We start from the raw sequence: 24,733 nt of genomic DNA, 5'->3' as shown, positions 1-24,733 counted from the left end.
GGTGCGCCCGTCTATCGGGCGCCCAGGAGAATGTGATGCACAGACGACTCTGGTTACTGCTTCCTGTCGTGATCCTTAGCGGTTGCCGCATTGTGTCGCAGCAGGAGCTGGCCGACCTGAAAAATCCTCCCAATCCCAAAATGGGCAATATTGCCCAAACGTGGCAACAGAAGCTGGTGCCGCAAGTGCAGCATGATGCGAAGCCGGTGGCTGAGTTGTTGAATGCGCTGAAGTCCGCCAAAGATTTTGATAGCGCCTGTAAAACCTACGGCTATCGCAGCCAGGAAGAGAACCCGTGTGTGTTCAGTGTCAACGTGAGCGGCGAAGTTACCGCCGTCAACACCACGTCGCGTAATGGCCGGATGACGGTGAAGGATGTGTCCGGTGACAACATCACGGTGCAGGTCGGCCCAATATTTCCCGGCACCGTGTTACGCGATGCCTACAAAGGTGCCAGCTATCAGGACTTTAACGATCAGGTGCTGTTCGGCGACTACAGCCGCGCGATCAATCAGCAGGCGGCGAACATGATGAGTGCTTTCAAGCCCAAAGTGGGTGACAAAGTGCAGCTTGCTGGCGTGTTTAGCAGCTTCGATACGCCGGAGCAGGTGCCGAATGTGACACCTGCGGCGATTACACGTCAGTAAGGAGCGGATATGCAACAGCCTCAACATGACGTGATTATTGAAACCCGCAACGTGTCGCGCATCTATCCCGGCGTCACCGCGCTGGATCAGGTCAATTACCGCGTCTATCGCAACAAAGTGAACGTGCTGATTGGCGAAAACGGCGCGGGAAAATCCACCATGATGAAAATGCTGGCGGGCGTGGAGATCCCCTCATCGGGCGAGATTCTGCTGGACGGCGCGGCGGTGTCGCTAAGCTCCACACATCAGGCGGAAAAACAGGGCATCAGCATTATCTTTCAGGAGCTGAACCTGTTTCCCAACATGAATGTGATGGACAACATCTTCATGGCAAATGAGTTTTTCCAGCGCGGCGTGATCAACGAGAAGTACCAATATTCACTGGCCAAAGCGCTGCTGGAACGGCTGGAGCTGGATGTCGATCCCTACGCGCCGCTGGCTGAACTCGGTATTGGCCATCAGCAGCTGGTGGAGATCGCCCGCGCGCTATCAAAAGACACGCGCGTGCTGATCATGGATGAACCGACCAGCGCGCTCAGCCAGTCAGAAGTGAAGGTGCTGTTCAACGTCATCGACCAGCTCAAACGGCGCGGCGTCACCATCATCTATATCTCACATCGACTGGAAGAGCTGATGGAGATTGGCGATCACATCACCATCTTCCGCGACGGACGCTTTATCAGTGAACGCGAAGTCCGCGACGCCTCGATTCCGTGGATCATCGAGCAGATGGTGGGCGACAAGAAGAAACACTTCGACTACCAACCGGCGACCCAGGGCGAAACGGTACTCAGCGTCAGCGGGCTTACCGCGCTGCATCAAAACGGCGGCTACAAACTCAATGATGTCTCTTTCTCGCTGCGCAAAGGCGAAGTGATTGGCATCTACGGCTTGCTGGGCGCCGGGCGCACCGAGTTGTTCAAAGGGCTGATTGGCATGATGCACTGTCAGTCGGGCAGCGTCAGTCTAAATGGCGAAGCGCTGGAGAAACGCAGCTTCCAGCAGCGACTGAAAAAAGGCATCGCGCTGGTTCCAGAAGATCGTCAAACCGAAGGCGTGGTGCAGCTGATGTCGATCACCGCCAACATGACGCTCAGCGATCTCAGTCTGCGCGGCTTCCGCCGCTGCTGGCGCATGCTCAATCCGCACAAAGAAAAGAGCCGCGTAGATGAAATGATTGGTCATCTCGCCATCAAAGTCAGCGATGCCGAATTGCCGATCACCTCGTTAAGCGGTGGCAATCAGCAAAAAGTGGTGCTGGGCAAAGCCCTGATGACCGGGCCGCAGGTGGTGCTGCTGGATGAGCCGACGCGCGGCATCGATGTGGGCGCCAAAACCGACGTCTATCACCTGATTGGCAGTCTGGCGCAACAGGGATTGGCGGTGATGTTCTCCTCGTCCGAGCTGGATGAAGTGATGGCGCTGGCTGACCGCATTTTGGTGATGGCGGATGGTCGTATCACCGCCGATTTACCGCGCGCGGCGGCCACGCGCGAAGCCCTGATTAGCGCCTCAACGCCGCATGATTGAGCCCGCTGGAGAGTAAAACGATGAATCAAAAATACCTGATCTACATGTACCTGCTTAAGGCGCGCACCTTTATTGCCTTATTAATCGTGGTGAGTTTCTTCAGCTTTATGGTGCCTAACTTTCTCACCACCTCCAACTTGCTGATCATGACGCAGCATGTGGCGATCACCGGCTTGCTGGCGATCGGCATGACGCTGGTGATTTTGACCGGCGGCATCGATCTGTCCGTGGGCGCGGTGGCGGGCATATGCGGCATGGTAGCGGGTGCGCTGCTCACTAACGGCGTACCGCTATGGGGCGGCAACGTGCTGTTTTTCAACGTGCCCGAAGTGATTTTGGTGGTGGCGCTGTTTGGCGTGGGGCTGGGGTTGATTAATGGCGCGGTGGTCACGCGACTCGGCGTAGCCCCCTTTATCTGTACGCTCGGCATGATGTACGTGGCACGCGGCGCGGCACTGCTGTTCAACGATGGCAGCACCTACGCTAACCTCGTCGGCACGCCAGCGCTCGGCAACACCGGCTTCGCTTTGCTCGGTTCCGGTTCAGTGCTGGGCGTGTATATACCGATATGGATGATGCTCGGCTTCCTGCTGCTGGGTTTGTATCTGACACGCAAAACGCCGCTCGGACGTTACATCTACGCCACCGGCGGCAACGAATCGGCGGCGCGCCTGGCGGGTGTACCGATCATCAAGGTCAAAGTGTTTGTCTACGCCTTTTCCGGTTTGTGCGCCGCGTTGGTCGGTTTGATTGTGGCGTCGCAGCTGCAAACCGCGCACCCGATGACCGGCAATATGTTCGAGATGGACGCCATCGGTGCCACGGTGCTGGGCGGCACGGCGCTGGCGGGCGGACGCGGGCGGGTCTCGGGCTCGATTATCGGCGCTTTTGTCATCGTGTTCCTCGCCGATGGCATGGTGATGATGGGCGTCAGCGATTTCTGGCAGATGGTGATTAAAGGCTTGGTGATTGTTACTGCGGTGGTGATCGACCAGTTTCAGCAAAAATTACAAAGTAAGGTGGTGCTGCTGCGCAGACATGAAAAAAAGCAGCAATCGGCCGCCCTGCCTGAAGCGACACATGGATAACAGGAGGCAATATGACACGCGATTTTAGTGGAAAAACGGTGGTGATTACCGGCGCATGCCGCGGCATTGGCGCGGGCATCGCGGCGCGTTTTGCCCGCGACGGCGCGCGATTGGTGATGGTGTCGAATTCGGAACGCGTCTTCAGTACTGCGCAGGCCATCGAGCAGCAGTTTGGTAGTGAGATTCTGGCGCTGCAGGTTGATGTTACCGATGAAGCTGAGGTACAGCAGCTCTATCAGCAGGCGGCTGAGCGCTTCGGCAGCATTGATGTGTCGATTCAAAATGCGGGCGTCATCACCATCGATCGCTTTGACTCAATGCCGAAAAGCGACTTCGAGAAGATCCTTGCGGTGAACACCACGGGCGTGTGGTTGTGCTGTCGGGAAGCGGCGAAATATATGGTCAAGCAGGGCAGCGGCAGCCTGATTAACACTTCGTCCGGCCAGGGACGTCAGGGCTTCATTTATACTCCGCACTATGCCGCCAGCAAGATGGGCGTGATCGGGATTACCCAAAGCCTGGCGCTGGAGCTGGCGCCGTGGCATATCACGGTTAATGCCTTCTGTCCGGGCATTATTGAGAGTGAAATGTGGGACTACAACGATCGCGTGTGGGGCGAGATCCTCAGCAGCGATAAAAAGCAGTATGGCAAAGGCGAGCTTATGGCGGAGTGGGTGGAAAATATCCCGCTTAAGCGCGCGGGACAACCGGAAGATGTCGCCGGTTTGGTGGCTTTCCTCGCTTCTGACGATGCACGCTATATCACCGGGCAGACCATCAATGTGGATGGCGGTTTAATCTTCTCCTGATAGAACGCTGTAGGGTCGCCATTTATGGCGACCAGGTTTCCAGGTGCCCATAAATGGGCACCCTACGAAACAATTGCTGCATCCGCCGGGTCGCCATTTATGGCGACCCGGTTTACAGGTGCCCATGAATGGGCACCCTACAAAACAATTGCTGCATCCGTAGGGTCGCCATTTATGGCGACCTGGCTTCCAGGTGCCCATGAATGGGCACCCTACAAAACAATTGCTGCATCCGCCGGGGCGCCATTTATGGCGACCTGGTTTCCAGGGGCGCACGAATGCGCACTCTACAAATCCGAAAATACCCGCCATTGTCTTAATCGAAACCAGACATTTCCGGCACTTGCATCAGAATATGCTAGGGTAGACTTATGCACTTTTGTGAGCCACCTCAAATTCTGAACTGGGTCGAACCCTATTTTTAGCTATGTTATCTACTTTGTTATCACTCAAAAGCGTGCGATATCTCTCTGGTTTTTCATTACTTGCTGCATCCGCACCTGCGCTGGCGTTGATTTCTGACACTAAACTCGCCGATGCGCCGTTTAGCGATCCCACACGTTTTCAGAAAATGGCCGATCAGTTACCTGCGTTGGGCTATCAGGACGAAACCGAAGCGTTCAACAAAAAGCTGGCGACCATTGCCAAAAGCATTGGCGAAGCCAGCCAGAACAGCACGGATGAAAATTCGTTAAGCCAGCAGGCCGGACTTTGGGCTTTTAATCATTTCCGCGATGAAGTGGGAAATCGTCTGGTCAATGAAGGTCAATCATTGCTGTCGCCGTATGGCAACGCGCAGATCGACTTCAACGTGGACATCGATGGCAACTTTAACGGCAGCGGTGCTTCGCTGCTGACGCCGTGGGCAGATAACTATCGCTATTTGACCTTCAGTCAGGTGGGTTTCCATCAAACCGATGATGGGCTGGTGGGCAATGTGGGTCTCGGCCAGCGCTGGATGGCGGGCAAATGGCAGTTGGGCTATAACGGCTTTGTGGACCGCATGTTCAGCAGCGGCCTGCAGCGCGCCTCGCTGGGTACCGAAGCGTGGGGCGATTATCTGCGCTTCTCCGCCAACTACTACACGCCGCTATCGGGCTGGCAGGATCGCAATCCTTTCCAGCAGCAGCGTATGGCGCGCGGCTACGATTTCACCACCCAGGGCTATTTGCCGCAGTATCGCCAGCTCGGTGCATCGGTGAGCTGGCAGCAATATCTTGGCGATAACGTCGATCTGTTTAGCTCCGGCAATCGCTACCACAATCCGTCGGCGTTGACCTTTGGCGTCACTTACACGCCAGTGCCGCTGGTGACCTTATCCGCCAGCCACAAAACCAGCGACAGCGGTGAGAGCCAGGATCAACTCGGCTTGCGCCTCAACTATCGCTTTGGCGTGGCGCTCAGCCAGCAGCTGAGTCCGGATAACGTGGCGGCGGCGCACTCACTGCGCGGTAGTCGCTATGATAACGTGACGCGTAGCTATACGCCGGTGCTGGAATATCGCCAGCGTAAAACGCTGTCGGTGTTTCTCGCCACGCCACCGTGGCAGCTGAATGGCGGAGAAAGTTTGCCGCTGAAACTGCAGATCCGCAGCACCAACCCAATCACTAAAGTGATGTGGCAGGGCGATACGCAGGCGCTGAGCCTGACACCGGGTGCCAATCCCAACGATCCGCAGGGCTGGAGCGTGATCATGCCAGCCTGGGATAGCTCGCCGGGCGCGCATAACAGTTATCGCTTGTCGGTGGTGTTAGAAGACAGCAAACAGAATCGCGTCACTTCGAACGAAATCGTCCTGCAATTGCAACCGCCGTTCTCATTGGATCAGGGTGATGATAATCGTTTTGATTTGATGGCGCCGTAATCGCATCACGCCAATAAAAAAGGGCAGCTTTCGCTGCCCTTTGCGCATATTCAGCCGACACTAGCCGAATAGCAATGAGGGTAAAGCAACTTAGAATTGGTAAACCAGACCTACTGCGGTGACATCGTCAGTTGGGATGTTCAGCGCATTGTTATCTTTCAACAGGTTAATCTTGTATTCAGCATACACAGACATGTTTTTGTTGAAGTAGTAAGTCCCGCCAACACCAACGTATTTGAAGATGTCAGCGTCGCCAATACCTTCAACGTCTTTAGCTTTAGAGGATACGTAGCCGATTGAAGGACGCAGACCGTTCAGGAACTGGTACTGTGCAACCGCTTCAAAGTTAACCGCTTTGTTAGCAAAACCACCCGTGATTGGCGTCGCGTTCAGCGTTTCGCCGTAGATGGTTGCCAGGTAAATTTGGTTTGCGTCGTATTTCAGACCTGCGGTCCAGTGCTGCGCTTTGTCACCGTCACCACGCGCTGCCAGGTTCTGGGTATTGGTACGATCCAGGCTGGCGTAGGCCGCCAGCAGGCTCAGACCGAAATCGAAGTCATATGAGGTTGAAAGCGCATAGCCATCACCATTCGAACGGCGTACTGCAACGCTTGCATCGGTACGATCGTTTTTACCTTCGTACTGAGCCGCAACGTTCCAGCCTTTTACCAGACCGAAGAAATCTTTGTTGCGCCAGGTCAGCACGCCACCAGAGCGGCCAGACAGGAACGCATCGGTATAACCGGAATCACCGCCGAAGAATGGCAGCATATCGGTAACGCCCAGCACGTCATAAATCAGGCCGTAGTTACGACCGTAATCGATAGAGCCAAACTGACCGAACTTCAGACCGGCAAAGCCCAGACGGGTTTTGTTGCCGACGTTGGCATCGCTGCCTTCAGAGTTGGTGAGGCTGTACTGATACTGCCACTGGCCGTAACCGGTCAGTTGGTCGTTGATCTTGGTTTCGCCTTTAAAACCCAGACGGGTATAAGACGAGGTGTCGCCATTTGCTGCATCGTTATCGGAGAACAGATGCGAGACGTTAATTTTGCCAGTCAGGTCCAGCTTGTTGCCATCTTTGTTATAGATTTCGGCGGCCTGAGCCGAAGAAAGTCCCAGCAGTAAAGGCATCACTGCTGCCAGTAAGGAGCGCTTCATCATTTAATTTTTACCCTGTGATATTTTTTAATTTTGTCCCCTTATTCGGGGTGAAAAGAAAATGACACAAAAGGTTCAAGATCGACAGTGCAATATATGTAACTAAATATTTCTCGTTAACTTTTTGTGTGATTTTTAATCTTAAATTCCATTATATGGAATTTTGTATTGGTTAAACTTATCCCTAAAACAACAAGGGATATGAATGTTTAAATAGTTATCTTAATGATTTTATACTATAATTTAAAAATTAAAGATGCGTAAATAAAGTAACTAGCTTGTTCGTGAAATAGCACAAGCCTATGCATAATTGTTCAATAGCAAATATCTGAATCCAGCTAATCGTTAGCATGGTAATTATCTGGTTCATGGCTTTGTGTCTGTTTATTTCTGTTCTGATAATAACCTTGGTCACAAAATGTTATTTAGGTTTCGTTTAATAACGAACTGGCGAAATAACATTCAATTTGAACATGTAAATGTTAAAAACCGATTAATCCACTCCATGCTAAATCTGCACCGCGCTAACACTTTCCTGCACCAATCAGGCACATCTCGCCCCAAAAAAGTGCGTTTATCGCATTAATTTGGCGAAATATTTCCTGCCCGATCACAAAAGCAATATTTCATTTTGCCGATGCATAAATCCGCTAAATAAATTGCTGCTATTCAGCCTGCATCAGACTGATATTCACTTTTTATGCAATTAATGTGAATAGTCGCACTGGTTAAGTTATTGATATTTCGTAGTGGCAAGACGTTTATGCATTTTTGCGGCTGGCTGGCACGCTATCTGCAAGATACAGTAGAGCTGCCACTTAACATTTTTAACAATTTCAAAACAAAGGCTTCACCGGGTGTGGAGCAGGAGAAAGGGCTATGTCACAGCAGGTTTCGCGTCAAAATTTTGATCAATGGATGATGCCAGTTTATGCACCCGCGGCTTTTGTTCCGGTTCGTGCTGAAGGTTCTACGCTGTGGGATCAGCAAGGTAAAGAGTATATCGATTTCGCCGGTGGCATTGCCGTTAACGCCCTGGGTCATGCGCATCCCGCGTTGCAGCAGGCGTTGACCGAACAGGCGAGCAAACTGTGGCATACCGGTAACGGCTACACCAATGAACCGATCCTGCGTCTCGCCAAACAATTGATTGATGCCACCTTTGCCGACCGCGTGTTCTTCTGTAACTCCGGCGCCGAAGCGAATGAAGCCGCGCTGAAGCTGGCGCGTAAAACCGCGCACGACCGTTTCGGCGCTGAGAAAAATGGCATAGTTGCCTTTAATAACGCCTTCCACGGTCGCACGCTGTTTACCGTGACAGCGGGCGGACAACCGGCTTATTCCCGTGATTTTGCGCCGCTGCCGCCAGCAGTTGAGCACGCTAATTTCAACGATCTGGCCTCGGCAGCCGCGCTGATCAATGACCAAACCTGCGCGGTGATCGTCGAGCCGATTCAGGGTGAAGGCGGCGTACTGCCAGCCGATCCGTCTTTCCTGCGCGGATTGCGCGAACTCTGCGATAAGCATCATGCGGTGCTGATTTTTGATGAAGTGCAGAGCGGCGTGGGGCGTACTGGTTCGCTGTACGCCTACATGCATTATGGCGTGACGCCGGATGTGTTAACCACCGCCAAAGCGCTGGGTGGCGGCTTCCCGATTGGCGCCATGCTGACGCGTGAAGATTTAGCGCAGGTGATGGGCGTGGGCACGCACGGCACCACGTACGGCGGCAACCCGCTGGCGGGCGCCGTCGCGGGCAAAGTGATGGAGTTGATTAACCAGCCAGCCTTTATGGCCGGCGTAACCGAGCGTCATCAATGGTTTGTTACTGCGCTGCAGGAACTGAACCAGCGTCTGCCGGTGTTTAAAGAAGTGCGCGGACTGGGACTGCTGATTGGCGCGGTGTTAAACGACGATTTCGCCGGTAAAGCCAAACAGTTCAACCTCACTGCGGCCGAAGAGGGCGTGATGGTGCTGATTGCCGGCGCTAACGTAGTACGTTTCGCGCCAGCGCTGAACATCAGCGAGCGTGAAGTAAAAGAAGGCCTGGCGCGCTTCGAACGTGCCTGTGAACGCGTGCTCAAAGGAGCCACATCATGATGGTGATTCGCCCCGTCGAACGTGACGATCTTTCGCAGTTGTTGTCGCTGGCGGGCAAAACCGGGGGCGGCTTAACCTCGCTGCCTGCGGATAGCGATACGCTCAAAGCCCGTATTGAGCGTTCGCTGCTCACCTGGCAAGGTGCGCTGCCGCCTGCCGAACAAGGCTATGTGTTTGTGCTGGCCGACAGCGCAGACAATCGCGCCGTCGGCATTTGCGCCATCGAAGCGGCGGTAGGTTTGCAGGATCCCTGGTACAACTTCCGCGTCGGCACGCAGGTGCACGCCTCGAAAGAGCTCAATGTCTATGCCAGCTTGCCGACGCTGTCGCTGAGCAACGATCACACCGGCAGCAGCGAGCTGTGTACGCTGTTCCTCGATCCCGATTACCGCGATGGCAAAAACGGCCATCTGCTGTCGAAATCGCGTTTTCTGTTTATGGCCAACTTCCGCGACCGCTTTATGAAGCACGTGGTGGCGGAGATGCGCGGCGTCAGTGATGACAATGGTCACTCGCCCTTCTGGGACAGCGTCGGCAGCCGCTTCTTCTCGATGGAGTTCAGCAAAGCCGATTTCCTCAGCGGCACCGGCCAGAAAGCCTTTATCGCCGAGCTGATGCCCAAACATCCGCTCTACATTCATTACCTGTCTGAAGCGGCGCAAAAAGTGATTGGCGAAGTCCATCCGAAAACCGCACCGGCGCGTGCGGTGCTGGAGGCGGAAGGCTTCCGCTATCTCAACTATGTCGACATCTTCGACGGCGGCCCGACGCTGGAGTGCGAAATCGATCGCATCCGCGCCATTCGCAAGAGTCGCCAGTTAACCGCTGAGAGCGGTGCCGCCGATGAGAGCTGGCCGCTGTGTCTGGTGGCGAACGCCGATTACCAGCATTTCCGCGTGGCGCTGCTGCCGGTGGATATGGCATCCGGTACGGTAAAACTGACTGAAAGCCAGCGCGCGGCGCTGCACTGCAACATTGGCGATCAACTGCGTGTGGTCACGCTGTGTCGCGAGGAGAAAAAAGCATGACGCATTTTATTCAAGGTCAATGGTTGACCGGCGGCGCTGATGCCCTGAGCAAACACAATCCGGTAACCGGCGAAACGCTGTGGCAGGGCAAAGCGGCATCGGCAGCACAAGTGGCTACGGCCTGTGAAGCGGCACGCGCGGCGTTCCCGCAGTGGGCGAAAAAACCGTTTGTGGAACGTCAGGCGCTGGTGGAAGGTTTTGCCCGTCTGCTCGAAAGCCATAAAACCGCGCTGGCGGAAACCATCGCCCAGGAAACCGGCAAGCCGCGCTGGGAAACGCTGACCGAAGTGCAGGCGATGATCAACAAAATCGCCATTTCGATTAAGGCCTATCACAGCCGCACCGGCGAACAGGCCGACGGCGAGAGCTCGCTGCGCCATCGTCCGCACGGCGTGCTGGCGGTGTTTGGTCCGTATAATTTTCCTGGCCATCTGCCGAACGGCCATATCGTGCCGGCTCTGCTGGCGGGGAACTGCGTGGTGTTTAAGCCAAGCGAGCTGACGCCGCTGACGGCAGAAAAAACCGTGCAACTGTGGGAACAAGCCGGTTTACCGGCGGGCGTGATGGCGCTGCTACAGGGCGGTCGTGAAACCGGTCAGGCGCTGGCGAATGCGGCTCAAATTGATGGCCTGCTGTTTACCGGCAGCGCCGCCACCGGCTATCACCTGCATCGTCAGTTCGCCGGGCAGCCGGAAAAAATGCTGGCGCTGGAGATGGGCGGCAACAATGCGCTGATTGTCGAAGATCCTTCCGATCTCGATGGTGCGGTACATATCGCTATTCAGTCGGCCTTTATTACCGCCGGACAGCGCTGCACCTGTGCACGTCGTTTGCTGGTGAAGCGCGGCGCGGCGGGCGATGCCTTCCTGCAGCGATTGGTTGAAGTCAGCGCGCGTTTGCAGCCTGGCGCGTGGAATGCCGAACCGCAGCCGTTTATGGGCAGCGTGATTTCCCCTGCCGCCGCCGGACATATTTTTGCCGCCTGGCAGCAGCAGGTAGAAAAGGGCGGGAAAGTGTTGCTCGGCATGCACTGGTCGGATCGCGACAGCGCCATCATCACGCCGGGCATCATTGATGTGACCGAAGTGAAAGAGTTAGCGGATGAAGAAGTCTTTGGTCCGCTGCTGCAGGTGATTCGCTACGACAGCTTCGAGCAGGCGATTGCCATCGCCAATAACACCCGTTATGGCTTGTCATGCGGCCTGATTTCGCCGCAGCGCGCGCAGTTTGATCAGCTGTTGCTGGAGGCGCGCGCCGGTATCGTTAACTGGAACAAACCGCTGACCGGCGCGGCCAGCACCGCACCTTTTGGTGGCATTGGCGCTTCGGGGAATCATCGTGCCAGCGCATGGTACGCCGCTGATTACTGCGCGTGGCCAATGGCGTCGCTAGAGAGCCCAAGCCTGGCGCTGCCGGGCAGCTTATCGCCGGGCCTCGATTTCTCCGCGCAGGGAGCGAAATAATGAAAGCGTTTGAAGCTAACTTTGATGGGCTGGTCGGCCTGACACATCACTACGCGGGATTGTCTTTTGGTAATGAAGCCTCGACGCGCAATCAGTTGCAACCCTCTAACCCGCGTCTGGCGGCGAAGCAGGGCTTGCTGAAGATGAAAGCGCTGGCGGATATGGGCTACGTGCAGGGCGTGATCCCACCGCACGAGCGTCCTAATCTGCCGCTGCTGCGTCAACTTGGTTTTAGCGGCAGTGATGAGCAGGTGCTGGCGCAGGCGGCGAAGCACGCGCCGCAGCTGCTCTCGGCGGCCAGCTCCGCCTCAGCAATGTGGGTGGCCAATGCCGCCACGGTGTCGCCGTCGGCGGATAGCGCCGATGGTCGCGTGCATTTCACCGTTGCCAATCTGAATAACAAATTCCATCGCGCCATTGAGGCGCCGGAAACTGCCGATCTGCTGCGCGCCATTTTCCGTAACCCGCAGCACTTCAGCGTGCACGATGCGCTGCCGCAAGTGGCGCAATTCGGTGATGAAGGCGCGGCCAATCACAATCGCTTCGGCAGTGATTACGGCGATGCGGGCGTGCAGCTGTTTATTTATGGCCGAGATGGTCAGCAGCAGGGCGCAACACCGGCACGTTATCCGGCGCGCCAAACGCGGGAAGCCAGCGAAGCGGTGGCGCGTTTGCATCAGCTCGATGCGCAGCGCACACTGTTTGCGCAGCAAAATCCGGCGGTGATCGATCAGGGCGTGTTTCATAACGATGTGATTGCGGTGAGCAACCAGCAGGTGCTGTTCTGCCATCAGGATGCCTTTGTCAATCAGCCGCAGTTGCTGAAAGACCTCGCCGCACGCGTTAACGGTTTCCAGCCAATTGAAGTACCGCGCGATAAAGTGTCGGTGACCGATGCGGTCAATACCTATTTGTTTAACAGCCAGTTATTGCAGCGTGCCGATGGTGACATGTTGCTGGTGCTGCCCGAAGAGTCGCGCCAGCATGCGGGCGTGTGGCGTTATCTCACCGAGCTGGTGGAGAGCGGCGGGCCGATTCGTGAACTAAAAGTGTTCGATCTGCGTGAAAGTATGTTTAACGGCGGCGGCCCGGCCTGTTTGCGTCTGCGCGTGGTGCTAACCGAAACCGAGCGTCAGGCGCTGAATCCGGCGGTGCTAATGAACGATCGCCTGTTTGCCACGCTCAACGATTGGGTGGATCGCCACTACCGCGATCGCCTAACCCAGGCCGATTTAGCCGACCCGCAACTGCTGCGTGAAGGGCGCACCGCGCTGGATGAGCTGACGAAGCTGCTAGACTTAGGCAGTGTCTACGCGTTTCAGCGTTAACGCCGGGGTGAGAGGTTCGCCCCACGTCGTTAAAAAGGAGTGAACATGCAGGATTTTTTACAGCAGACCTTGTCTGGTGAGCCGCCACAGCAAAGAGAGGGCAGCAACGATCATCTGAGTTGGCAATGGCATAACGAGGGACTTCTGTCCCTCACGCCGCACACGCCCACGCAGCAGGCGCTGGTGCTCTCTGCGGGCATTCACGGCAACGAAACCGCGCCGGTTGAGATTCTCAATCTGTTGCTGACGCCATTATTGAAAGGCGAGAAACCGCTGGCGGTGCGTTTGCTGGTGATTTTGGGTAATCCCGCTGCGTTGCGCAGCGGCAAGCGTTACCAGCAATACGATATCAACCGCCTGTTTGGTGGCCGCTGGCAGCAGGTGGCCGATGTACCGGAAGCGCAGCGTGTGCTGCAGCTGGAGCAGGAGTTGGAGAGTTTCTGGCGCGCCTGTCTCGATCACGAAGTGCGCTGGCATCTCGATCTGCATACCGCAATTCGCGGCTCGTATCATGCGCGTTTTGGCGTGATGCCGCTGAATCCCAATCCGTGGCCCGAACAGTTTATGCACTGGCTGGCGGCGGCAGAAATGGAGGCGCTGGTGTTCCATCGTTCACCGGGCGGCACTTTCACCCATTACAGCTGTGAGCACCATAATGCGGCGAGCTGCACGCTGGAGCTCGGCAAGGCTTTGCCGTTTGGTGAGAACGATTTGAGTCAGTTTAGCGGCGTGCAACGGGCGCTGGCGGCGTTGCTGTATGGCGAGACCTTGCCGGAGGTGCGCGAGCAGCCGCGCCATTATCGTGTGGCGCAGCAGCTGACCCGCCACGGTGATAAGTTTGTGTTGCACATGGGGCCAGAGACGCTGAACTTCACCGCTTTCCCGCAGGGCACGCTGCTGGCGGAAGAGGGCGATCGGCGCTACTACGTGCAGCAGGCACGTGAGTATGTGCTGTTCCCGAATCCGAATGTCGCGCCGGGATTGCGCGCCGGGCTAATGCTGGTGGAGGAGAATGAACAGACGCAGGCGCTGGCGTTGTAATTTTCCCTCACCCTAACCCTCTCCCGCAGGCGGGAGAGGGAATCGATCGAGCTAACATGTTGCAGCGTTTCCCTCTCCCTGTGGGAGAGGGCCAGGGTGAGGGTATCAAAGTGCAGAGGTGTTAAAACCGCCGACATTTCCCTTCCTGAAAACCGACAATACCGTTACACTCCTCCTTAATTCCTGCGTTTTTCCCTTGATTGTCATAAACTTTTGCAATTCCTCACGCATTTCTTCTCTTTCTCTCCATGATTGCCTGATCTCTGTCTTTTATGCTTTCAGGGCTTTACTCAGCCTCTGAGTAGTTGACGTTCAGCGTCGTATGCTTGTTTCCGAAGACGCGACACAGGCTGTCGTCATTAAACTGATAAGTAAGGACAATATTATGCGTAAATTAACTTCTGTGTTCCTGGCTACCGCAATGGCTCTTGGTGCTGCAAATATCGTCCATGCAGCGGCAGACAACCTGACACCGCCGCCAGCAGGCAGCGAAAAACCGATGCATAAGCCGCCGATGCGCCATCACGGTATGGAGATGATGTTTAAAGGTCTGAACCTGACCGATGCGCAGAAAGCGCAGATCAAAACTATCCTGCGTGATGGCCACAAAGATATGAAACGCCCGTCGCTGGAAGAGCGTCGTGCTGACCATGCCATCATCGCTTCCGATACCTTCGACCGTGCGAAAGCCGAAGCGCAGGCTGAGAAGATGACAGCGAACGCGAAAGACCGCGCGCTGCAGATGATGGAAACCCAGAACAAGATCTATAACGTGCTGACACCAGAGCAGAAGAAACAGTACAACGCCAACTTTGAGAAGCGCTTAACCGAGAAAGGCCCGCACGATGGCAAAATGACGCCACCGCCGGCTGATGCTGAATAAGTTCTTTCGCTAACTGAATAGAGACCGCCGGGGTTGTCCATCGCATCTGATGCTTTGGGCAACCTCGGCGGTTTTGTTTTACAACTCGATCAACGGGAACACCCCAGAAAGCAGCGGACGACAGAGGATTTTATAGCCGTCATGATCGAAGCCGTGCGAGGCGCGCTGCAGCTGGCGTGCTTCGGCTTCACTGTTTACCGATCCCAGCCAGAACCAGTGATCGATCACATGGATTTGCGTGAGGTCCGTGCCCGTTTCCACCATGCCAACCGGGCCTTGCCACGGCCAGCACTGAATGCGCATTTGCTCTAACGCCGCATGCAAGCGCTGCTGATGCTCAGCAACCGATTCGTTGCCACAGCAAGCACCGGCACAGCGTTTCAGGGCGGCACGAAAACAGCCGCGCCCCGGACGCAACGATTCCAGCCCCAGCAAGCCATGACACAAACGCTGCTCATCGGCGATGGCTTTTAGCTTCTCCAGCGCGGCAAAGCGACTGCGAAACAGGCCATAAAGATTGGGCGAGCGCGAGAAGTCGAGATCCTTTGCGTATACCACCTGTGGCGCACCGTCTCCCAGCTGCAGCGAACAGAGCTGGCGATTCTTACGCAGGCGCTTATTAAATAGCGGCTGTTGCGTTTTGATCATCTGCGCTTCCAGCAGCTGTGCGCCGACGTCGCCAGCGGTGGGGATCCAGGTGACGCGTCGCGCCTGACGCAGCATTTTGGCTTCATCCGGCGTGCGGAAATGCGCCATCACCCGACTGCGCAGGTTGACGCTTTTGCCGATATACAGCGGCAGGTTTTCGCTTTCACCGTGAAAGGTATAGACGCCCGGCTGGTTGGGTAAACCTTCCAGCCACTGACGTAAATGTTCGGGATATTGATAGATTGCTGCCGCATCGAAATCGAGGCGGTGGCTGGCTGCACGTCTGACCAAAGCACACTCCAATTACTGGTTGTCTATCCAGTATATCAAACTGTGCTTTTTCTCGCCACTTTAGGTTCTGATTTGAATTAGGTCGACATGAATGGCGACCCTACAGTGATTTGGCGGGGGCGCATTCATGTGCACCTGCGTAACTTACGAGTAAATTACGGTTTCCAGAAATCGTCGAACACGGTGATCGGCGGGCGACGTTTGTGTTCGGTTTTCAGATACCAGCCTTCGATGGTTTTCGCTGCAGCGGCATCGATGGTTTTGCCTTCCAGATAAGCATCGATTTGCTGATAAGTCACGCCGAGCGCCACTTCATCCTGCAAGCCGGGACGATCATCTTCCAAATCGGCGGTGGGATGTTTGAGATAGAGATGCTCCGGGCAGCCCAGCGTTTTCAGCAGTTGTTTGCCCTGGCCTTTGTGCAGACGGAAGATGGGGTTGATGTCGCTGCCGCCGTCACCGTACTTGGTGAAGAAACCGGTGATCGCTTCTGCCGCATGGTCAGTACCGACCACCACGCCTTTGGTCATGCCAGCGATGCTGTACTGCGCTTTCATGCGCTCGCGCGCTTTTTCATTGCCGCGCACGAAATCCGACACCGTGATACCTGCGTCTTTCAACGCACGTTCGCTGGCCAGAATCGCTTCTTTGATGTTTACCACCAGCGTGCGGTCCGGCTGGATAAACGCCAGCGCATCCTGACAATCCTGCTCATCGGCCTGCACGCCATACGGCAAACGCACGGCGATAAAGGTGTAATCGTTATCGCCGGTCTCTTCACGCAGTTCGCGAATCGCGGTCTGCGACAAGATGCCGGTCAGCGTCGAATCCTGGCCGCCGCTGATGCCGAGCACCAGCGTTTTCAAAAAGGGATGGGCTTTCAGGTAAGACTTCAGAAAATCAACGCTGACGCGGATCTCCTGCTGCGGGTCGATAACGGGTTTTACACCAAGGGCTTCAATGATTTCCTGTTGCAGTGACATGAACCTCTCCTCAAGTCAGTAGCCTGACGGCACAATGCGAATCATCTGCTAAAGCTAACGCCTCTCCCCACAAACAACAAGCCGCACGGCTTGTTGTTCAGGTTATTTGCTGGCAAATCAGGCGTTTTTTGCCTTCTGCACCAGCAGATTGAACGACACAATCGCCAGCATAAAGCAGCCAAAGATGGTGCCGGTCATGCTCGCCACCGAGGTGCCGCCCAGGCCGGTGATCGGCACGCTGATGGCACCAAAGGTGAACATGCACACGCCAATCACCGCCGAGGCGCTGCCCGCACGCTGGCCCTGGCTTTGCATCGCCAGCGAAGAAGCGGTGGTAGCAATCACGCCGTTACTGGCAATGGTGAAGAACAGCGCGACCAGCAGAATCGGCAGCGCGGCGCCTGTCAGTCCCGCCAGCAGCAAACAGCTCGAAGCGACAAACGCCAGCGTCAGGCCGCCTTTAAGTACACGGTATTCACCCCACAGCGGACAGAGGCGCGCACTGGTTTGTGATGCAATAATCAGGCCGAGGCCGTTAGCAGCGAAGCAGAAGCTGAAGGCTTGCGGTGTCAGGCCGTACAGCTGTTGCAGTACAAACGGCGAGGCGCCGATGTAGGCAAACATGCCGGACATCATAAAACCTTGCGTCAGGCAGAAGCCCATAAACTGACGATGCGTGACGACCTGGCCGAGCGCCGCCCAGGTAGAAAAGATCGAGCCCTGGCTGCGGCGCTCTGGCGGTAAAGTTTCGTGCAATTTCCAGCGGGCGAGAAAGATCAACACGATGGCGATGCAGCCGAGCACCACGAAAATGCCGCGCCAGTTGAGCACCGTCATCAAGGCGCCGCCCAGCACCGGCGCACCAATTGGCGCTAAACCGTTGACCAGCATCAGCAGGGCAAAGAAACGCGTCAGTTCATGCCCGCTGTACATATCACGGGCAATGGCACGTGACAGCACCGCGCCGCCTGCGCCCGCCAGGCCTTCAAACAGACGCGCCACTAACAGCGAGTTGATATCTTTTGCCAGCGCACAGCCAATCGAGGCAATAAACAGCAGCACCAGCGATAACAGCAGCGGACGCAGGCGACCAAACTTGTCGCTCATTGGCCCAAACAGCAACTGACCGGCACCCAAACCGAGCAAGCCGGCGGTGAGGCTCAGCTGCGCCGTGGCGGTTTCGGTGTGCAGATCGCGCGCCAGTTCCGGCAGCGCCGGCAGATAAAGATCGATACAAAGTGGCCCGAGCGCCGCGAGCAAGCCCAGCGTGATGGCATAAACCAGCCGATTAGAAGGTGCAGGTGTCATTAATCCTCTGTCTTTATTCATTGCTATAGGTATTTTTTCGCGGGTGATTATACGAACCGTAGCGCATCAACACAGCATTTTTAGCAAATCCTAACGCTTCGGAATTTGGCTGAATTTGTCCCATAAAGTTGATAAATCTGGATTTATGTTCCAGGCTTATTCCACATGGACAAAAAACGAGGAACAACAACATGAATAAAGTGATGGGATGTATCGCTGCCGCTATGACGCTGGCAGCCCTGTCTGGTTGTACGACTTATGACAAAGCTGAAAGCTACGTAACCAAGCCGGTGGTGAAGGATGTGAAGAAAGGCATGACACGTGATCAGGTTCGCCAGATTGCCGGTCCAGCCTCCACTGAAATCACCATGGTTCACGCCCGCGGTACTTGCCAGACTTACGTGATTGGCGAGCGCGACGGTAAACCGCAGACCTATTTCGTTAGCTATAACGATACCGGTCGCGTCATGAACTACGGTTTCCAGAGCTGTAAAGACTACGATACCGATCCGCAAGCGGCTCAGTAATCGCAGCAGAATAAGAAACGGCCCGTCATTGACGGGCCGTTTTTCGTTGTGGCGCTTATAAACCGTACGGGCGCGGCACTTCGATATAATCACCACCGATCTCGCGCTGGTAGTAATGGCCTTCCTGAACGTAATAGCGCTTGCCGTTGAAATCCAGCACGCGCATTCCGCCGCCCGGCGGGGCTTCAGGTGGCTGCACCACGACATAGGTGTCGCCCTGGCGCTGATAGTAGTTGCCGTTCAACATGTAATAGGTCAGGCCGCCCAGCAAAACTGCGGTTGCCGCTTCGGGTAAGAAGCGCAGCGGGCCGGGACCGCCCCAATGTGGACCTCCACCCCAATGCGGACCTGGACCAGGGCCCCAACCGCCGGGATGGGCGAAACTGATTGCTGGTGTTAATAAGGTTAACGCCAGCACCGAGGCGATAACTGTTTTCATCGGTGATTCTCCTGCTGTGACTGACAGCAGAATTGGCCTTCCTGAGCGAAAACTCAAGCGAAAAGCGGCTGATTTTTCCTCTGTTTACCATGCTTAACGCTTTCCTGACGCTAGCGCCATGATTGGGGGGAATTGGGGAGGAAAGGGCATAAAAAAACGGCAGACCTTACGATCTGCCGTTGTTGGGACTCATCACATTTAGCGGTGTGCCAGTTCGGCGTGCTCGTCGCTCTCCAGCACTTTTTTGTCGGTCAAACCAAGCCAGCGGCTGGTGAGTGAACCGGCGGTCATTGAACCATTTACGTTGAGCGCGGTACGGCCCATATCGATCAGCGGTTCGATGGAGATCAGCAGCGCCACCAACGTCACCGGCAGGCCCATCGCAGGCAGCACAATCAGAGCAGCGAAGGTTGCACCGCCGCCGACGCCGGCCACACCGGCAGAACTCAGCGTCACGATACCCACCAGCGTCGCAATCCACATTGGGTCAAACGGGTTGATGCCCACGGTTGGCGCAACCATCACCGCCAGCATGGTGGGATAGAGACCCGCGCAACCGTTCTGACCGATGGTGGCACCGAACGATGCCGAGAAGCTGGCGATCGATTCCGGCACGCCCAGACGACGCGTCTGGGTTTCCACGTTCAGTGGAATACTGGCGGCGCTGGAGCGGCTGGTGAAGGCAAAGGTGATCACCGGCCACACTTTACGGAAGAAGCGCATTGGGTTGATGCCGTTAACCGACAGCAGCAGCGCGTGCACGGCAAACATAATTGCCAGACCGAGATAAGAAGCCACCACGAAGCCACCCAGCTTGATGATGTCTTGCAGGTTGGAACCGGCCACCACTTTGGTCATCAGCGCCAGTACGCCGTACGGCGTCAGCTTCATGATCAAACGCACCAGCTTCATCACCCAGGATTGCAGGGTGTCGATTGCAACCAGCACGCGCTCGCCTTTTACCTTGTCATCTTTCAGCAGTTGCAGCGCGGCTACACCGAGGAAGGCAGCGAAAATCACTACGCTGATGATGGAAGTTGGATTGGCACCCGCCAGATCGGCAAACGGGTTTTTCGGAATGAAGGAGAGCAGCAATTGCGGCGTGCTGAGGTCAGCCACTTTGCCTACGTAGTTGCTCTGAATTGCGCTCAGACGCGCGGTTTCCTGCGCACCTTGCACCAGACCTTCCGCGCTCAGGCCAAACAGCCCAGTCACCAGCACGCCGACCAGCGCGGAGATTGCGGTGGTAAACAGCAGCACGCCAATGGTCAGCACGCTGATTTTACCCAGCGATGAGGCATTGTGCAGACGTGCGACCGCGCTCAGGATCGAGGCGAACACCAGCGGCATCACGATCATCTGCAACAGTTGCACGTAGCCGTTACCGACAATGTTGAACCAACCAATCGACGCTTTGACGGTTGGGCTGTTCTCGCCATAGATGGTTTGCAGCGCCAGACCAAAGGCCACACCGAAAACCAAACCTGTCAACACGCGCTTTGACAGGCTCCAGCTTTGGTTGCCAATGCGATTCAGCAGAATCAGCAGCGCGACAAACGCCACGATATTAATAATGAGGGGAAAATCCATGCTCAACTCCAGAGTGTGACGTGCCATCGCCCTGGGATGGCACGTAAAACAGTAAGTCCCCGTTAGGGAATATTTAGAATGTTATCAGTTCAGCGTGGGGCGGGCTTATACCCAAAAAGAATGTTTTATAACTTTATCGCTTGATTCGACTGGTTATTGACCGCCTTGACCATTAACCAACCGACCGACGCCATTTTGGAGCGTATTGAACAGTTGTTCCGGCCAGCCGTTGGCACCAAAAGAGGGCATGCCGGGCGGGAACCACAATGCATAACCGACCAGCGCCAGGCAAAGTGCCCGCTCCAGCTGATTACCTTTCTGGCTATTGAGGATTGGCAAACGGAAGCGCCAGCGGCAAGGCCACAGCAATGGCACGCCAGCGGGCGTTAGCATATCGGCGACAATATGGCTGAGATAGCCGAGCGTCATACCTTGCAGCACATCGGCGGGCAGAAACCAGTCGGCGGGCACATTGATTTGGAATAGCCACAAACTCACCGCTACCGCCAGCAAACTGTGGGTAAAACCGCGATGACCAAAGGCGCGAGCGATGGGATGCGACAGCCACTTTAATCGCTGGCCTAACACGGATTTAGGGTGATCGATATCGGGCAGCAGGCAGGTTAACAGCGCAGCAGGCACTAAATGCCACCAATCGGCGCTGGCCAGGACTGGCGTCAGCTCCGCGCGCTTGGCAAAAATGGCGCTGGCAATGGCAAAAATGATATGGCCTTCGGCCGTCATGATGAAACCTGGCTGCATAAAACTGTCGATGCATCCAGTATAGGGATTTATCCAGTGAATGAGAATGGTGACGCTGTAACGAAGCGTTAATATTTTTCACTTTCCCGCGTCACAATGACGCGGGAAAAGAACGGGTTAGCTTAGCGCGCTAACCATCCACCATCGACGGCCAATGTATAACCTTGCACATAATCGGAGGCGCTGGAGGCGAGGAAGACAATCGGGCCCATCATGTCGTCCGGGACGCCCCAGCGACCTGATGGAATGCGGCCCAAAATTTCCTCGTTGCGTGACTCATCGCTGCGCAGCTGTTCGGTGTTATTGGTGGCCATGTATCCTGGCGCAATGGCGTTAACGTTGATGCCGTGCTTGGCCCATTCGTTGGCCATCAGGCGGGTTAATCCCATCACCGCGCTTTTAGATGCGGTATAAGAAGGCACGCGAATGCCGCCCTGGAACGACAGCATTGAGGCGATATTGATGATCTTGCCGCCGTTGCCTTGCGCGATAAACTGACGCGCGACCTGCTGCGACAGGAAGAACAGGCTTTTGCTGTTGATGTTCATCACATCATCCCAATCCTGTTCGCTGAAGTTGAGTGCATCCTCGCGACGAATGATGCCAGCATTATTTACCAGAATGTCGATGCGGCCGGCATGCGCCACCGCCTGTTCAACAATGTGCGGCACGATGGAGGGTTTGGTCAGATCGGCCTGAATCGACCAAAAGCGGCGGCCTAACGCCTCAACTTTGGCCTGCGTATCATCTGGCCCAGCGCGATTGACGCCAATAACGTCACAACCTGCCTGCGCCAAACCCAGCGCCATGCCTTGTCCTAAACCGGTATTGCAACCGGTGACCAGTGCGACTTTGCCTTCAAGACTAAATGCGTTAAGTATCATGATTCGCTCCTTGTTAGCGCAGCGCGCTGATGGCGACGTGGTCCATGTCATCGAAAACCTGGTTTTCGCCCACCATGCCCCAGATAAAGGTGTAGCGCTGCGTTCCCACGCCCGCGTGAATCGACCAGCTCGGTGAAATCACCGCCTGCTCGTTGTGTACTAATAGATGACGCGTCTCCTGCGGCTGGCCCATCATGTGGAACACGGCGCTGTCGTCGGCCATATCGAAGTAGAAGTAGACTTCCATGCGGCGTTCGTGGGTGTGACACGGCATGGTGTTCCACAAGTTGCCATCATCGAGGCGGGTTAATCCCATGGTTAATTGGCAGGTTGGTAACACGTCGGGCACGATGAATTTATTGATGGTGCGGCGATTCGAGGTGGCCGCGTCGCCCAGCGTGGCTTTCACCGCTTCGGCGAGGGTGATTTTTTTGTCCGGATAATGAGTGTGTGCCGGCGCGCTGTTGTAGTAAAACTTCGCCGGATGATTGGCATCGCTACTGCGGAAAATCACGCTCTGCGCGCCTTGTCCGACATACAACGCTTCCTGATTACCTACTTCCCAGGTTTTGCCATCCACTTCAATCAATCCCGGTCCACCGATGTTGATTACGCCGAGCTCGCGGCGTTCGAGGAAGTAACTGACGCCCAGTTGTTTACCCACTTCATGGCCGATGGTCACGGATTTCTGCACCGGCATTACGCCGCCGATGATGATGCGATCGATATGGCTGTAAGTGAGGGTGTAATTGTCGGCGTCGAAAATCTTGTCGATCAGAAACTCACGGCGTAGGCCGTCAGTGTCCAGCGTTTTGGCATGTTCGCTATGAATGCTTTGACGAATGTCCATCTCAGGCCTCTCAAGAGTCAAAGGAAGTGGTCCCGATGCGGGTCTTTGGGCATCTTAGGCAGGATGGGATATGAATTCAATAAAAATGAAACGATGTTTTATTTATTTGCGTGTGCGATCAAATTGCACAAAAAAGCCCGCGATAAGCGGGCTGCGGTTAACCGTGCAGATGTTCGGGTTTGAGCTGAGTTAAATTATCAAGAATCACATTGGCTAACGCCCAACGCGCATCATCGCGATGATCGGCTGCTGGCACCACGATCGAGCGCATGCGTGCGGCTTTGGTGGCAATCATGCCGTTGAAGGAATCTTCCAGCGTCACACAGTTCAGTGGGTCGATACCCAGTTTGGCTGCGGCGTCGAGATAGACCTGCGGGTGCGGTTTGCTGTACGGCAGCGCTTCCGCAGACGCCAGCACATCAAAGTATTTGCGCAGGTCAAACATCTCCAGCACGCGCTCCAGCATGTGCAGCGGCGAGGCGGAGGCGAGGCCGATTTTCAAACCTTGCTGCTGGCACAGTTGCAGTGCCTGCTCCACGCCAGGCAGCAGCGGACGCGTCTCTTCAACCAGCGCCAGCGCGCGGGCAATGATGCGTTGGGTCACTTCCTGCTGATCCGGGCCGTTCCACGGCAGCGCTTCAAACCACATGCGCACGGTTTGATCGATGCGCAGACCCAGCGTATCGGGCAATTCGTGACGGCGGGTGATGTCGACGCCAAGGCTGGCGAAGATATCCAATTCCGCCTGATCCCACAGCGGTTCTGAGTCGATCAACAATCCGTCCATATCAAAGATGGCGGCCAAAACAGGACGACGATATGACATACAACTGCTCCCTTGGAAATTTGGCTTACCTTAGCACGAGTGCCGGAGAAAGCCGACTTGCGGCAGGCCACGCATTTTTCAGGAAAAATTGCAGTAGTGCAGGTAGACTTAGGCAAAACTATTATCGGTTCAGGGAGACACCATGACTTACCAACAGGCTGGCCGCATCGCCATCCTTAAGCGAGTGGCTGGCTGGGTGATTTTTATACCAGCACTGTTATCCACCCTTATTTCGCTGCTGGGCTTTATGTTTAAGCACAGTGAAAAGCAGCCAGGCATTGATGCCGTGATGCTCGATTTTGTCCATGTTATGGTCGACATGGTGAAGTTCAATACGCCGTTCCTTAATGTGTTTTGGCAGAACTCGCCGGTGCCGGAGTTTAATGGCGGCGCGAATATCGGCTTTTGGCTGATCTATATCCTGATTTTTGTCGGGATTGCGCTGCAGGCTTCGGGGGCGCGGATGTGGCGTCAGTCGCGCCATATTAAAGAGGGCATTGAAGATCAGCTGATCATGGAACAGGCGAAAGGCAGTGAAGGGCGTACGCGAACGCAGCTGGAAGAGAAAATCCATATGCCGCGTCACACCATTTTCTTGCAGATTTTTCCGCTCTACATTTTGCCGATTATCATCGCGATTGCCGGCTACTTTGTGCTGAAGCTACTCGGCATGCTGTAACGCG

At 55.5% G+C, this 24,733-nt stretch carries 23 protein-coding genes; 13 read left to right on the top strand and 10 right to left on the bottom strand.

Annotated elements, in window-relative coordinates; genetic code table 11:
* The first annotated feature begins 35 nt into the window (after positions 1 to 35).
* From FHW71_RS06650 to FHW71_RS06630, 5 genes are all read left to right on the top strand, one after another.
* Positions 36 to 647 (top strand): DUF2291 domain-containing protein, encoded by a 612-nt coding sequence (locus FHW71_RS06650; RefSeq protein ID WP_179451175.1) that lies wholly within the window; start codon positions 36 to 38, stop codon positions 645 to 647.
* Between the two features lie 9 nt (positions 648 to 656).
* Positions 657 to 2,177 carry a sugar ABC transporter ATP-binding protein gene (locus tag FHW71_RS06645; RefSeq protein ID WP_008102881.1) on the top strand — a complete coding sequence of 507 codons (1,521 nt, stop codon included), beginning with the start codon at positions 657 to 659 and terminating at the stop codon, positions 2,175 to 2,177.
* A 20-nt stretch (positions 2,178 to 2,197) separates the two neighbouring features.
* Positions 2,198 to 3,265: an ABC transporter permease gene (locus FHW71_RS06640; protein ID WP_179451174.1), complete on the top strand. Its 1,068-nt coding sequence runs from the start codon at positions 2,198 to 2,200 to the stop codon at positions 3,263 to 3,265.
* 11 nt (positions 3,266 to 3,276) lie between these two features.
* Entirely contained in the window at positions 3,277 to 4,074 is a 798-nt protein-coding gene (locus FHW71_RS06635; protein WP_179451171.1) for a glucose 1-dehydrogenase, read from the top strand.
* A gap of 427 nt (positions 4,075 to 4,501) precedes the next feature.
* Positions 4,502 to 5,938 carry a YchO/YchP family invasin gene (locus FHW71_RS06630; RefSeq protein WP_179451169.1) on the top strand — a complete coding sequence of 479 codons (1,437 nt, stop codon included), beginning with the start codon at positions 4,502 to 4,504 and terminating at the stop codon, positions 5,936 to 5,938.
* A gap of 90 nt (positions 5,939 to 6,028) precedes the next feature.
* Here FHW71_RS06630 and FHW71_RS06625 read toward each other — a convergent pair whose 3' ends face one another.
* Positions 6,029 to 7,102, bottom strand: coding sequence for a porin (locus FHW71_RS06625; protein WP_061716723.1), 1,074 nt, complete (start codon positions 7,100 to 7,102; stop codon positions 6,029 to 6,031).
* An 876-nt stretch (positions 7,103 to 7,978) separates the two neighbouring features.
* Here FHW71_RS06625 and FHW71_RS06620 point away from each other — a divergent pair.
* The 6 genes from FHW71_RS06620 to spy all read left to right on the top strand — a co-directional run bounded on the left by FHW71_RS06620 (position 7,979) and on the right by spy (position 14,942).
* A complete protein-coding gene (locus FHW71_RS06620) occupies positions 7,979 to 9,199 on the top strand; it encodes an aspartate aminotransferase family protein (protein WP_154183270.1) in 1,221 nt (406 codons plus the stop codon).
* Positions 9,196 to 10,227, top strand: a complete 1,032-nt coding sequence (gene astA / locus FHW71_RS06615; RefSeq protein ID WP_179451167.1) for an arginine N-succinyltransferase — start codon at positions 9,196 to 9,198, stop codon at positions 10,225 to 10,227. The genes FHW71_RS06620 and astA overlap by 4 nt, the downstream gene beginning before the upstream one ends.
* Positions 10,224 to 11,690, top strand: a complete 1,467-nt coding sequence (astD, locus tag FHW71_RS06610) for a succinylglutamate-semialdehyde dehydrogenase (protein WP_179451165.1) — start codon at positions 10,224 to 10,226, stop codon at positions 11,688 to 11,690. Before astA ends, astD begins: the two co-directional genes overlap by 4 nt.
* Positions 11,690 to 13,018, top strand: coding sequence for an N-succinylarginine dihydrolase (gene astB / locus FHW71_RS06605; RefSeq protein WP_179451163.1), 1,329 nt, complete (start codon positions 11,690 to 11,692; stop codon positions 13,016 to 13,018). Before astD ends, astB begins: the two co-directional genes overlap by 1 nt.
* A 45-nt stretch (positions 13,019 to 13,063) precedes the next feature.
* Positions 13,064 to 14,059, top strand: coding sequence for a succinylglutamate desuccinylase (gene astE, locus FHW71_RS06600; protein ID WP_154152517.1), 996 nt, complete (start codon positions 13,064 to 13,066; stop codon positions 14,057 to 14,059).
* Between the two features lie 385 nt (positions 14,060 to 14,444).
* Positions 14,445 to 14,942, top strand: coding sequence for an ATP-independent periplasmic protein-refolding chaperone Spy (gene spy / locus FHW71_RS06595; RefSeq protein ID WP_061716717.1), 498 nt, complete (start codon positions 14,445 to 14,447; stop codon positions 14,940 to 14,942).
* A 78-nt stretch (positions 14,943 to 15,020) separates the two neighbouring features.
* Here spy and cho read toward each other — a convergent pair whose 3' ends face one another.
* The 3 genes from cho to FHW71_RS06580 form a co-directional block, all read right to left on the bottom strand.
* Positions 15,021 to 15,881: an excinuclease Cho gene (cho, locus tag FHW71_RS06590; RefSeq protein ID WP_179451161.1), complete on the bottom strand. Its 861-nt coding sequence runs from the start codon at positions 15,879 to 15,881 to the stop codon at positions 15,021 to 15,023.
* Positions 15,882 to 16,036: 155 nt separating this feature from the next.
* A complete protein-coding gene (gene nadE, locus FHW71_RS06585) occupies positions 16,037 to 16,864 on the bottom strand; it encodes an ammonia-dependent NAD(+) synthetase (protein ID WP_061716715.1) in 828 nt (275 codons plus the stop codon).
* Between the two features lie 117 nt (positions 16,865 to 16,981).
* Positions 16,982 to 18,172, bottom strand: coding sequence for a multidrug effflux MFS transporter (locus FHW71_RS06580; protein WP_091003186.1), 1,191 nt, complete (start codon positions 18,170 to 18,172; stop codon positions 16,982 to 16,984).
* Between the two features lie 191 nt (positions 18,173 to 18,363).
* Between FHW71_RS06580 and osmE the strand changes: the two genes are divergently transcribed.
* The gene (gene osmE / locus FHW71_RS06575) at positions 18,364 to 18,699 is read left to right on the top strand and encodes an osmotically-inducible lipoprotein OsmE (protein WP_007892614.1); all 336 of its coding nucleotides are present in this window, start codon (positions 18,364 to 18,366) and stop codon (positions 18,697 to 18,699) included.
* 55 nt (positions 18,700 to 18,754) lie between these two features.
* Here osmE and FHW71_RS06570 read toward each other — a convergent pair whose 3' ends face one another.
* The 6 genes from FHW71_RS06570 to hxpB all read right to left on the bottom strand — a co-directional run bounded on the left by FHW71_RS06570 (position 18,755) and on the right by hxpB (position 24,050).
* Positions 18,755 to 19,138: a DUF6515 family protein gene (locus tag FHW71_RS06570; RefSeq protein ID WP_008102911.1), complete on the bottom strand. Its 384-nt coding sequence runs from the start codon at positions 19,136 to 19,138 to the stop codon at positions 18,755 to 18,757.
* 198 nt (positions 19,139 to 19,336) lie between these two features.
* On the bottom strand, positions 19,337 to 20,728 hold the full coding sequence (locus FHW71_RS06565; RefSeq protein ID WP_154152512.1) for an L-cystine transporter: 1,392 nt from the start codon (positions 20,726 to 20,728) through the stop codon (positions 19,337 to 19,339).
* Positions 20,729 to 20,881: 153 nt separating this feature from the next.
* On the bottom strand, positions 20,882 to 21,472 hold the full coding sequence (locus FHW71_RS06560; protein WP_179451159.1) for a metal-dependent hydrolase: 591 nt from the start codon (positions 21,470 to 21,472) through the stop codon (positions 20,882 to 20,884).
* 140 nt (positions 21,473 to 21,612) lie between these two features.
* On the bottom strand, positions 21,613 to 22,374 hold the full coding sequence (gene kduD, locus FHW71_RS06555) for a 2-dehydro-3-deoxy-D-gluconate 5-dehydrogenase KduD (protein WP_179451157.1): 762 nt from the start codon (positions 22,372 to 22,374) through the stop codon (positions 21,613 to 21,615).
* A gap of 13 nt (positions 22,375 to 22,387) precedes the next feature.
* Positions 22,388 to 23,224, bottom strand: a complete 837-nt coding sequence (kduI, locus tag FHW71_RS06550) for a 5-dehydro-4-deoxy-D-glucuronate isomerase (RefSeq protein WP_179451155.1) — start codon at positions 23,222 to 23,224, stop codon at positions 22,388 to 22,390.
* Positions 23,225 to 23,381: 157 nt separating this feature from the next.
* A complete protein-coding gene (hxpB, locus tag FHW71_RS06545) occupies positions 23,382 to 24,050 on the bottom strand; it encodes a hexitol phosphatase HxpB (RefSeq protein WP_179451153.1) in 669 nt (222 codons plus the stop codon).
* A 142-nt stretch (positions 24,051 to 24,192) separates the two neighbouring features.
* Here hxpB and FHW71_RS06540 point away from each other — a divergent pair, with 142 nt between their 5' ends.
* Positions 24,193 to 24,729 carry a YniB family protein gene (locus tag FHW71_RS06540; protein ID WP_179451150.1) on the top strand — a complete coding sequence of 179 codons (537 nt, stop codon included), beginning with the start codon at positions 24,193 to 24,195 and terminating at the stop codon, positions 24,727 to 24,729.
* Positions 24,730 to 24,733 lie beyond the last annotated feature (4 nt).

Origin of the sequence: Enterobacter sp. Sphag1F (assembly GCF_014193275.1) — a bacterium.
Taxonomy (GTDB): Bacteria; Pseudomonadota; Gammaproteobacteria; order Enterobacterales; family Enterobacteriaceae; genus Pantoea; species Pantoea symbiotica.
The sequence above is the reverse complement of the archived record's forward strand: the minus strand, read 5'-3'. Positions and strand labels throughout refer to the sequence as shown.